The organism is Kordia aestuariivivens (assembly GCF_014397005.1).
GTDB classification, from domain to species: Bacteria; Bacteroidota; Bacteroidia; order Flavobacteriales; family Flavobacteriaceae; genus Kordia; species Kordia aestuariivivens.
Genome location: NZ_JACGWS010000002.1, coordinates 260,658 through 272,690, shown reverse-complemented (window position 1 = coordinate 272,690; position 12,033 = coordinate 260,658). Strand labels below are relative to the sequence as shown.

General features: G+C 29.8%; 11 protein-coding genes. 1 reads left to right on the top strand and 10 read right to left on the bottom strand.

Annotated features, from left to right (window positions below):
• Nucleotides 1–954: 954 nt before the first annotated feature.
• The 4 genes from H2O64_RS04535 to H2O64_RS04520 form a co-directional block, all read right to left on the bottom strand.
• Nucleotides 955–1,782, bottom strand: coding sequence for a DUF1963 domain-containing protein (locus tag H2O64_RS04535; RefSeq protein WP_187560959.1), 828 nt, complete (start codon nt 1,780–1,782; stop codon nt 955–957).
• A 125-nt stretch (nt 1,783–1,907) separates the two neighbouring features.
• The gene (locus tag H2O64_RS04530) at nt 1,908–2,606 is read right to left on the bottom strand and encodes a hypothetical protein (protein ID WP_187560958.1); all 699 of its coding nucleotides are present in this window, start codon (nt 2,604–2,606) and stop codon (nt 1,908–1,910) included.
• A 47-nt stretch (nt 2,607–2,653) separates the two neighbouring features.
• Nucleotides 2,654–3,430, bottom strand: coding sequence for a PoNe immunity protein domain-containing protein (locus tag H2O64_RS04525; protein ID WP_187560957.1), 777 nt, complete (start codon nt 3,428–3,430; stop codon nt 2,654–2,656).
• 12 nt (nt 3,431–3,442) lie between these two features.
• Entirely contained in the window at nt 3,443–5,482 is a 2,040-nt protein-coding gene (locus H2O64_RS04520; RefSeq protein ID WP_187560956.1) for a hypothetical protein, read from the bottom strand.
• 313 nt (nt 5,483–5,795) lie between these two features.
• Between H2O64_RS04520 and H2O64_RS04515 the strand changes: the two genes are divergently transcribed.
• A complete protein-coding gene (locus H2O64_RS04515; protein WP_187560955.1) occupies nt 5,796–6,194 on the top strand; it encodes a hypothetical protein in 399 nt (132 codons plus the stop codon).
• Here H2O64_RS04515 and H2O64_RS04510 read toward each other — a convergent pair.
• The 6 genes from H2O64_RS04510 to H2O64_RS04485 all read right to left on the bottom strand — a co-directional run bounded on the left by H2O64_RS04510 (nt 6,189) and on the right by H2O64_RS04485 (nt 12,014).
• On the bottom strand, nt 6,189–6,434 hold the full coding sequence (locus H2O64_RS04510; RefSeq protein WP_187560954.1) for a hypothetical protein: 246 nt from the start codon (nt 6,432–6,434) through the stop codon (nt 6,189–6,191). The two genes, H2O64_RS04515 and H2O64_RS04510, sit on opposite strands and share 6 nt — an antisense overlap.
• Nucleotides 6,421–7,239: a hypothetical protein gene (locus H2O64_RS04505; RefSeq protein WP_187560953.1), complete on the bottom strand. Its 819-nt coding sequence runs from the start codon at nt 7,237–7,239 to the stop codon at nt 6,421–6,423. The genes H2O64_RS04510 and H2O64_RS04505 overlap by 14 nt, the downstream gene beginning before the upstream one ends.
• Nucleotides 7,208–7,375 carry a hypothetical protein gene (locus tag H2O64_RS04500; RefSeq protein WP_187560952.1) on the bottom strand — a complete coding sequence of 56 codons (168 nt, stop codon included), beginning with the start codon at nt 7,373–7,375 and terminating at the stop codon, nt 7,208–7,210. Before H2O64_RS04500 ends, H2O64_RS04505 begins: the two co-directional genes overlap by 32 nt.
• Nucleotides 7,376–8,456: 1,081 nt before the next feature.
• Nucleotides 8,457–8,996, bottom strand: coding sequence for a MauE/DoxX family redox-associated membrane protein (locus H2O64_RS04495; protein WP_187560951.1), 540 nt, complete (start codon nt 8,994–8,996; stop codon nt 8,457–8,459).
• 142 nt (nt 8,997–9,138) lie between these two features.
• Nucleotides 9,139–9,576, bottom strand: a complete 438-nt coding sequence (locus tag H2O64_RS04490; RefSeq protein ID WP_187560950.1) for a hypothetical protein — start codon at nt 9,574–9,576, stop codon at nt 9,139–9,141.
• 155 nt (nt 9,577–9,731) lie between these two features.
• A complete protein-coding gene (locus H2O64_RS04485; RefSeq protein WP_187560949.1) occupies nt 9,732–12,014 on the bottom strand; it encodes a T9SS type A sorting domain-containing protein in 2,283 nt (760 codons plus the stop codon).
• Nucleotides 12,015–12,033 lie beyond the last annotated feature (19 nt).

The window sequence follows — 12,033 nt, the reverse complement described above, 5'->3', positions numbered from 1 at the left end:
TTAAGTTTTAAATGAATACTAAATTTTATAATGCTTCAAAACTAGCTGATACGAGCGATCGAAAACATACCTTGATGAAGGTAAATTTTGAATACAATTTTCTTTCAAAAAACATCTCTTTTTTGCGTCTTACTATAAATATTGATTACTTTTTTTCTTACTTTGATTAATACTAGTTTTCAGTTATTCAAAGTCTCTAAACTTTGAAATAAGATTTAATTAAGACGATACCCATGGTTCCTGCAACAGTTTGCAACAAGACACAACAACTTGCAACAAAACGCAACAAAACAAAAAACCTCAATCTTTACAATTGAGGTTTTCACTTCCAGAATAATTTTAGTTTTACGATTATTAGGGTTTCTAGGTAACTATTCTGTTTATTTTAGGTACAAAGAGAGCGATATAATTAGAAATAGTGTTTCAACAATCATGGCAGTAAGAAAACCTACTATAAACCATTTGAAACGTTCTAATTTTTTTATACTCATATATTCATTTCCCACAGAAGTGGGAATCCTTTAAATATTTCTTTACTTTTGTTTGGTAGCAAGACGGCTTTATTTGCCTTTTACAATATACCGCCTTGCCCTAAACAACAGAATTCGACTAAAATTCTGCAATCAATAACACGTCTTGAATGTCAGCACTTGTATTCGGAAAAGTGCTTTCTAGTATAATTTTGAAAAAATGATTCATTCTTGACGTGTTTTTCTTTTAGTTCTGCAACTCATTATCTAAATCAAAACGTGTTACGTATTTTTTAATCATTCTATATAATTTAAACAATACAATTAAGCCAACTACGGCTATACTAATTAATACTAATTGCCATATTAACAAACCAATTGAAATGTCTGTTATTTCTAGTGATAACGCATTTTTAAACATCATAAATTTTTACTTAAAGGTTCTTTTTAGTTTTTATGGCTACTAATTATTGTCCTTTATTTTTTAACTCGATTGATAAACTAAAACTACGTTATCAAAATTCTTATTTTTCAAATCATCTTTTAAGATCCCAAAATATAAAGCTCCTGTTTCTAAATTTGTAAACGATAAATTTGGGTCTTCAAGATCAATCTGTAAAAGCAAAATAAAATCTTCTTGTAGGTTTGAAATTTCTTGTTTTTGGCTGTTATTCAAACTTTCAAATTCAGCATATCCCAAAGATTGTAATGCCCACCAATATTTTACTGTTCCCTGTGTTGCTTGTGGCTCTCCTAAAATTTGATGTCCAATTTCTAAAGATTTTCCTGTAATCTCGCAGACTTCTTCATAAATTGATTCTATAATATCATCATCAATTTTATCTGATATTTTCAATCTTGATTTTTCTTGATAGCTAGGAAATGTATAATGTTCAAAGAAATTTATTTCACTTTCGTTATAAACTACCTCAGAAACACGTTCTTCTTTTATAAATTCAAAATCACCGTTACCTTCAATGAAAACTACTTTATAGTTATCTGATGTGAATTTTGTTAAGTTTGGATTAATGAAAAAGTATAATATGCCCTGATTAGGTAATTGATATTCTATATCTATTTTTTTTAATTCTATAATGTTTATTTGGCATAGCATACTATAATTAAAATCTAAAAAAGATAATAACGGATGGTTTTTGTTAACGATTGGAAATCCACCAAATTTTGAAAATTTATTAGATGAAATTTGCTTTTCGTTTGCTACAATACCTATACTTGGTTTGAGTATTTCCTCTACAAGTTCGAATTGTAGAGGAAATGAATTTATGATTGTTTTTTTTATTTTATTGTACATATACCTGTGGATATTCCTTATCAATAAAAAAACTAAATTATTAAAGTGAGTATTAGGATTATTAAGTATTATTTTTTCTTAATGGGTAGAAACAAAAATTTCAATTATTACACATAATGTAATACTTATTCATTTTTCAAATCAATGCTTTTTATTTTCCAAGTTGTAATTTCAGTCATGATTGCCTCTCTTGATTTCTTGATAATTTCAAGAGGATAATATTTTTCTAAAATATCTTTGTAATTCCAAACAGGATTATAATTAAGTTTTATTTCTTCCGTAACATACATTTCAAAATCATAAACAGGAAGGTGAGAGTTATTTATAGTTTTCCTTCTTAAGTTAACTTGGAAACAATGAAATCCTTCTATATTTTTAGTTTTATTACGGTTTTCAATTATTTCAAAGTCATTGGAAATGAATAGTTCTCTGTTTTTAAATTTTTGACCTATTTTATATTTATTTTTTTTAACATTTCTTATAACTTCATTTGCATCAAGTGTTTGTCTATTGATCTGTCGATACCTGAAAATATTAGAAGGTTTCGTGTAGTCACAACTCGCCGTTGATTCATAAAAATTAGCATAGATATCAAGGACATACAAACATTTTATATCATTTGTGTTATGTTCTAATTCAGATTTTGGCATAGAATTAATAAAATCTTCAGGGTTTTCGGAATTAATTTCTTTTTCTACAAATTGTCTTAATTTCCCTTTCTCTGCTTCAATTTCAGATTCTGAAGGTTTCAAATGTTTGTTTGCTACAAAGGTGTGTTTTTCAATGACCAAGTAACCCATCTTTTTTTGATCTTGGGCGTTCACGAAAAATATATTAATCAATAATATTAATAAGGTTAAATTTCTCATTATCAGATTATGTCTTTTGGAAAATATTGATTATCTCGATAACTACTATCATCTAATTTCATGATTTTAGTAATCGCAGCAGCTTGAAAACACCAATAACCCACATACGTATTATGTGGATTATTGTGTTGATTGAATAAAGGAGTTCCTTTAAAAGAAGAATACCATTTGTTCTCTAGGAAATACTTTAGCTTTTGTTCAGCCTTTACTTTATCTTGTTCTAAAATGATTTCTTTTAAAATTCCATAGCGTTCATTCACATTAAAAAATTCCGAATAACTTTCCTCTGTTATAATTTTTCTTTCTGGTATTAAATATCTTATGAAAAATTCAAGTAAATAATCTTTTACTTCGTCGCCATCAATAAACTTTATAAGCTTCAAAATATATTCTTTAGGAATATCTAGTAAAACACCAAATGATAACATTCTTGAAAAATCTAAAAAACCCGAAAAAGTATACTGCTGCAATGGAATAATCTCTTGTTTTGATTTATTAAACATCATATTCCATGCTTTAGGCGACCAGATTTTATCCATCAGTTCTATTGCATTTATATAATTAGAAATAACTTCTTGCGAGTTCATTTTGTCCCCTCTAGAATATCTAGCAATAAGGTTATTTTTATACAACCCAATTCTAAATTCTATTACAGAATTAATACGATCTTCTGCAACAGTATTTTGTTCAATACGATTAATGTTTTTTTGTATTAAATCTTCCCTCTTTTGAATTGATTCATCAAAATATTTCTTGTCTTTAATTATATCTCTTACCATTTGAAATAAATTTTATGGAAACCAAATTTCGATAATATTTCCTGCACTATCTAACAATTCAAAATAATTTGTTCCATCAGGCAGTATTCTACTAACAACTCTCTGATAACCTGATGCAATAATATCCTGTGCTAATTCTTCTCCCACTTCTGCTACTAACCTACTATTACCAGTTGTAGTCCCTTGAATCCAACCATCACTCATTTGTTTTCCATCTAACGTGTTACCTAATGTAGAAGTATTGTATTTACTTTCAACAATCAAATATTCTCCTGTTTTTGGATTTTTAAATACTCCATCAATTCCTTGATTAAGAGGTTGATCTATGTCAGTAACTCTAATATGTAACGGTTCATACCCAAGAGATGTTAATTCTACATCTGTGTACATTTCTCCATAGTTACCTTTTCTTATGGTATTGCCAAATTCATTTAAGTCAATTATATTATTTAAAACGTCTTCAACATACCTTTTTTGGGTTTTGAATATATCGTCCATATAACGATATACAGCTAGTGCCACATCTGCTACATCATCTACATATTTTATAGCTTTAATCAGTTTGTAAATTTTTGTAACGCCAACGACTTCTATAACTAGTAAGGTTCCAGATACTGCTCTGCTTGATTCAACCCCATAAAAGTCTTCCCCTGTTATTACTATTATTGCATCTTCAAAAGGAACTACATAGCGTCCCGCAAATACTAAACTGTTTTCTAACGCAGTTTGAAATAAATATTCAAGACCGCAATAGATGCAATCTGCATTATTTGTATTTGGAGGCATCTTATAATTGTACCATCTATCCTTAACTGTTTCATCATCATTATCACTAGCTCCTTCTGTATGTTTGATTTTAACATAATAGAAATTAGTTAGTGGATCATCCTGTGTCCCAATTGTGTTACCATCTTCAGGATTAATTTTTCTTCTTATTGTAGATTCACAAAGAATATGTCCATTTGCTAACTTATACATTGTATAGCTACCAGTATCAAAACCATCATAAGCAGCAACGTAAGTTAATGCCTGCTGCCCATTGAACATGCCTGTTCTAGTAAAATCCCAATCTGACTCTTTTATTGATTCTGCTTGAATGGTTAATTTAACCTCTTCTTTAGCTTCAGTTGACCAATTATTTTCCTCAAGAAAATTTTCTAGCTCTTGCTTGATTTCGGGGTTATTATTCAACCACTCCGTCATTTCTAACGTAAGTCCATCTATATTTAATCCTGTATGAGTTCTCGGCACAGTAGGAACAACTATTGGCGGATGCACAGTACTACCACTTGAAATACCACCTCCCGCAGTAGTATAGTCAATATAATCCGTTGCAGACGGATTACCGCTACCAGGAGACGGAATATCTGCCAAGCTAGGTTCATCATCATAACAAACAGTAGTGGTTACAAACCAATAATAACCCGGAGTACAATTATCACCTCCTAAATGTACAGTTCCGTGTCGCCCTTCTTCATAATCACAATATTTTGTGGTAACGATAACACAGTCAAGTGCATTGCTCTTATTATTTTTTAAAGTATCCAAACTGCCGTCGTAGTCAATTAATTCGGAACTGATGCTTCCCGCAAATGGTGTACGATCATCTAGGGCAACCGCATCTAAATACTCATTATTTGGATAATAATTTAAGATCAAAGCTTCCGTAGGTTCAGTATCACTAAAACGAACTACTAAATTGCTAAATGTTCCACCTAGTTGATTCTTTTTGTATATGGGAATGGAATAGGTAACAAAGGAATCTACTTCTTGAATAAACATATCTTGATCGTATAGAATATCAAAACCATTAGTATCTTCTAAAGAAGATTTCTCAACATCATTAGTAGAAGTACGTGGGTTTTTTAATTTTTCAACATAAGTAGACAGTTGTTCATAGTTCTCTAACTTTCCTTTCTTTAGAAAAGAGTTTTCTCCTTTTGGAGTATTGATAAGTTCATCTGTATTGTCAGTCTGACAATTGAATAGCAATACTGAAATTCCAAATACTAGGATTCCGAATCTCAAATAGTTCATAATTTTTTGCTTCATAATTTTATTTTGTTAAAATCAGTTATTAATAAAGCAATACTGTTTTAGGGAAACAGGGAAATTTCTATACATTAACTTAACCACAAATAACATGAAAAAAAGTAAAGTTTGTAAGAGGAAACTTCCCCTTATTTTAGGGAAAGTTCCTTTTTTTAACCTCATTACTATTTTACATCATGAAAAAAAATAAGGGTACAAAACTTATGAAGTGAAAATTAGGGGCGATTTCATTACATTTGTCTAAGACCAAAACAAATAAAAGGAATATTTTCCTTTTAAACAAAATAAAAAAAGAATATTTTCTGTTTTTTAAATGAGAGAACGACTCAAAATAGCATTAAAACAAGGTAAACTGTCCAATCAAATGATTGCGGAAAGACTTGGAATTAAGGTAGATACATTTAGAAAAGCGGTTCTGAAAGATACTTTAAATGATGGTTATTTAATTTTGATACAACAAGAGTTTGGAATTTCAAAAGAATGGCTTCGCAATGGAAAAGAACCTGTGTTTATTTCTAAAGAAGACGTTTTAAAAGAAAAAATAGAAGATGATGTTTTTGCAATTTTAGACCAAATTGATCCTGAAAAAATTGTTGCGTATCAATTACTAAAAGAAAATAAATTTACAGCACTGCCTTCATTTGTAAAACTTGTTGAAAAGGTAAAAATATCAAAACGAATTAGTGATATTGTGAATAAAGAAAAACTATAATTGCTTCTTATACTTTTTGGCAACGTAGTTGTAAAATATAGCTTCTAAATAGGTTAGTTCTTCATTGTTATCTTTTTTTTCTTCCAGCCTTAAAACCTCATTTAGTAATTCATATTCTTCATTTACCAATACTTCTAAAAAATCACTGTATACAAGTAGTAATTTTTCACCTTTTGATTTATCTATCTTGTAGCCATGTTCTATGAGCTTATTTAGGATGTCTTTATTACTTTTTTTCATCGGTAATAGAGTCTAAGGTTGAAAATATTTTTTTATCTAATACTTCAGCATCTTTGTTGATTTCGGCTTCATTTTCTTCCGTAGAAGCCTTGACAGCCATTTTGAAATAGTGGTCAACTTTTATATCAGCAATTAATTCGATGAGTCTTACAATGGAAGCTTTATAACTTTCTAGTGTATGCGTTTTTCTATGGATTAGATATTTGATAAAAAAGAAGATAGAAATACTTATCAGCAGGCAAACACAAAGCATAATACTAGCATATACAAAAGTTGGTAAATCCGCTGATTTTACAAATACGGAGTGTATTACCCAAAATAAAGAAACCGCCATCCATGCGGATGCTTCAAAAAAGAGTGACTTTTTTAGATGCGTATTTTTATGGTCATAAATAATTCTGTATGTATATCGAATAGCTAAAAAGAAAAATGAAAAGGATAATCCAAATATAAACAACCAATAATGGAAACTTTTCCTTCCATTAAATTTAAAACTATTAATGATTGCTCTTTTTTCTTTATTACAAGCCTTTATCTTATTACTATATAGTTCAGACTTAATATTAGATTTTTCTATATATTGTTCTTTGTTTATGATACTGTTACTTAATTGAAGTAATAGTATGTTTTGAACACTATCCCGCTCCTGAATAATAGATTTATATTCTAAATAATTTTCTCTAGTTCCGTCTGGTTTATTACCAAAATACACATGAATTAAAGACATGATAATTATTAAGAATATTATCATGCCTTTAATTATTGATATTGTGCTAATCGCCTGTTTCTCTATGGTCTTCTTCATCTACTTGTCCATCATCAACAGGATCAACCACTGTAATTTCTGTTTCATCCTCGTTAGTTAAAGATTCAGGTGTACAACTAGTATACATCACTGAACATAAAATTGCTACTACTACTGTTCCGAATACTTTTTTCATAATACTTTAGGTTTAAATTAGAATTTACTAGACTGTAAATTACTAATAAAACATAATGTATTGTAATGAATATGGTATAAAATACTGACTTTTAGTGTGGTTTAATCTAATGGTTTAGATAAAGGGGAAAATATCAATAACAAAGATAAAACTTAGGTATACAGTCACTTACGGAAATACCGTAAAATAAATACTGTTTTACACTATTGAAACTTTCACCGTACAATTATAATACTAGCAATCCTTACGGGTTTCCGTAATTGAATTAATTTTTCAAAAATATTTTTTTTAGAAGAAAACAGTTCTGAATAAAATACTATATTTGATTTTATTAATCATCAAATGATAAAAATCTAAACGCATATACAAACGCATATAGATTGTCTATTATAAGCGAGGTTAAAAAAAGTTAATTACCTGATAATCAGTAGTTAATTTTCAACTCATTGAGTTCATAACCCGGAGGTCGCGGGATCGTGCCCCGCTCTCGCTACATTATAACCCACTCAATATGAGTGGGTTATTTCATTTTTAACAACTTCATTTTCAGTACTCCAGTATCGTTAGGAGTACCTTTTTTCTTTTTTCACATATTCTATCAATCACTTAATCAGTTATTTATAATAGGTGATCTTTAGGATATAAGCTTAGGATTAGCGTTTTTATTGAAGGTTTCTACATTTTTTATAGCTTTCAACACTACATTTTCATCAATGTAATGTCTTCTTAATACCTCTTTTAAAGTGTGAGAGGACAAAAAGCCTGTATCTTCTTTCATCGTCATTACTAAATATGTTTGTCGCAAATGTTTAAACTGTAATTCTTTTCCTGTGTTTAGTAACTTATAAAAATGACTTAAAGCATATTAGAACTAGCCTTTGGAACGCTAAAGGAATATATGGGACTCCAAAAAATCAATAGATTAGGAATCAAGCAAATAAAGAAAGTAATACACTTATGTGAAGAAATACCAAAAATTCGTTACGGAAACAGCAAAAAGCTTCATAGGAACCATTTTGAACCGTGTAACTTATTCAAATGACAACTGCAAAAAAACTTAAAAAAGCCCTTAAAAGACTTTTTACCACTTTATAGTGATGTAATATTCCAAAATTCTTAACATCACAAAGATTCCGAAAGCTATTAGAAGTTTTACAAAAAAAATAGTTTTGGTTTGCTGTATTTTTTCAGAAGTCAACAACGTTTTTATACTTGCAATCATTTTTTCTTTATTTAGCCATAGAATGGTTAATATTAATAATTGATATAGAATTGCGGCTTTTAAAGCTCCCAAATGAACTCCGAAATAGATATCTTGTAAAATAACATTGGCTAATATAGCAGATGTAAATAAGCATCCGATTATTCGCGTCTTTTTAATCAGAATTAAAATTCCACCAATCACTTCAAGTACTCCTAATATAATTACAAATGACTTTGAATAACTGTAAAAAGCCCACATTAACTCCATTCCAGTCATTTCAGCTACAGTTTTATCAATATCAACCGCATCTTCAAACTGAACTATTTTCCCTATACCATAAATAAACATAGCTAAAACAATAATCCAACTAATTGCATTTTCAAATATTTCTAATGTATCTTTTTTGTCAAAATTCATGTTATAGAGTTTGTATGTTAGAACTTGTTGCCTATGTTAATGTCTCACTTTTTTTAGTTTATTTAATCAACAGTTTCAGAGGCTGAACCTTACGTGTTTTCGTGATCATATTTTGAACCTACAATTAAAAAATCGAAATTACTTAACTTGATATTTTAATAATAAATGCTTTAATTTTTTCTTTGCTCATAACAACAACTTTAGATTTGTTTTTACTGTAGAAATTCGAAAAATAAAAGTCTGTCCAACTTTCTGCTTTTGGATGTATCATAATCATAACAAAACTCTCCTCGTCGTACTGAAAAACATATAAGCCAGTAGCGTTATAAAAAACGGCTATACCTAGTTCTTCACTAGCTTCTTTTTGATACTTATACGAACCAGGCACGCATTGCTTACATGCAGCAATTAGTAACAGCTTAACAGCATTATGTTCGCCAAACTCAAAGTATTTAGTATTAACACCTCTTTCGGCCTCTAATAAGTGATAAGTACCATTTATAGATTCTGTTGGATTAGAACTTTGTGCTGATAATTGAATTGAGAATAGAAATAAAATGATGTTGATTGTTAATTTCATAGTTATAGTGTTTTACAAAAAAAATCCCTGAAATTGTATAAAATAAACGTATGGAGCGTTCAAGTTTGTCTGTTTTAGATAGTTTCATGCTTTTGAAGCATCAAGCTATTGACATTACAGTAAATAGCTTGATTTAATTTTAAATAGATTCTTTACTAGTTTTTTATAAATCGTTTTGTTGATTCTAACTGATTAGAGCCGTAAATTTTCAAGAAATAAATACCACTTTTTAGGTTAGATAAATTGATTGTAGCGGTTTCTTTTATGCTCATTACTTTCTCCCCAAACATAGAATAGACTTCAATCTTTTGTATAGCTATGTTTGATTTCACTTGCAATATATCTGAAACAGGATTTGGATATATTTTTAAAGACAAATCATTATTAAATTGTGTTGTAGATAAATTAGTATCAAATTCATATGCGCCAATATCTACAGTATTACTAACAATTCTATTGTTATTATTTAAATCTACGACACCGATAACTAAAGAATTATTTCCAGCGTCGATAGCAGAAGATGTGTTTTGTAATGTAAAATCATTGTTTGCTACATTTACAAATAAAGGCGACGAATTTAAAGAGTTCGTTTGTTGTGCCATTGGGATGTTACTAAAGTTATCTTCCCCCAAACAATTTACTAATGTTATATTTGATGTGAAACCAGAACCGCCTCCTATAGAACTTGCAACCGCATTACCAGATGTCGTGTTATCCCAAAAAATATTATTAGTAACACTTACGGTTTGATAGCTCGCTAGCGGGCTTTCTAAAACAACAACATATCTTTCACTTGCTGGTAAAATAGTACCTAATTCTTTGTTTTTTGCAAATGTATTGTTGGTAATGTCAATTGTAAAAAGACTTTGCGAATCCTGTTGAAATATGCGCATGGCACTACCAAAAACACCCTGACCCATTAAGGAATTATCGGTAACAGTATTGTTACTAAACAAGGAATTAGATATAGTGATATCTGCAGTTACAAATCTTGTAAAGTTATCATCTTGGTTCGCTAGACTAATCCCAGCACCAATACGTGCAACATTATTATCGAAAATACACTGATTGATTTCTATACCTAAACCAGTACTAGACTGACTTACAAAACCTACTAAGTAATTAGAATATATAGCAGCACCAGTATCTTGTAAATTCAAAGTAAAACTACAGTTTGTTATTGTAATATTTGGATAGTTATCTCCGCTAAAAAGTAAAGCGCCTGCTCCATTATCTTGAAAGGCTCTGGTAAATATTATACCATCTAATACTGTTTTCTCCGAGTTAGAGAACTCAGAAATTCGCATTAATGTCCCAATATTGTCCGATGTGGTAGATGTATTTTGTGTAAATGAAGGTGTGCCTGTATCATTGCCATTAACATCACCAGAAATTATGGTTTGGTTTGAGCCAAAAACTCTTTCTGAAATTTGTGTTTCATTACCTGCAAAACTTCCATAAATTTTAAGTCCAGTTGCAGTTATGTTAATACCAAGAGCGCCATTACCTGTTGCATTAGGTATATATTCGCCACCCTTAATCCATATTTCAGAATTATCTTGAGCATTTTCTAATGTACTCGTAATATCTGTAAAGGCGTCTTGCCAACTAGTACCATCATTGTTTCCAGTAGCATCTTTATCTATGTAAGTGACATTGGAAGTATTGGCAAATTCATTATATAATTGCCCTATTTCTACAGGAGTTAATAACCGTGTATATTCTCTATAATTATCTAGGTCACCTGTGTAAATAGCATTAGCCTGACCACTATTATTTTGCGGATTAAATTTTAGGGCTGCACCATTATTAAAAATTTCTACAGGTGTACCTACAAATATTTCATTAGTCTGACTTTGAGCAGATAAAACTCCATCAACATAAATAGTATATACCTGTTTGTTTAAAATCTGACCTGAAGTTGTTGTTCTCGCTACTAATTCTGCTGTTATAGCTATATGGTGCCAATTACCATCATTGACACTAACATTAGTGGTTGTTATTGCTGGACTAGAATAGGTATTTACATATTTAAATACGCCAAGAATATTTAGAGCACCCGCAGCATCTAAAAACATAACATACCCTGCAAATGAAGATGAGTTTCCCCGTTGTTCCATAATTTGCCCACCTTGTGCATCAGTAGTTTTAAGCCAAAAACTCAATGTATAATTACCCTGATTTGAGGGATGCGTATTACCATTAAAGGTTTCACCATTAATAGTAATAGCATTATTTGGGGAGTTTAAAGGATCGTTTACTGTACTTAAAGTGTACTGAGAACCAATACTAATATCATAAGTGATACCAGTTGATGCAGTATTTGAAAGGTTACCATTAGTAAATAAATATTCTTTAGATAAATCTAACGTCGGAGTTTGACCTACTGCTAAAATAGTATATAGGAGTAATAAAAATTGTGGTACTATTGATTTCATAATATAGAATTTATTTTAA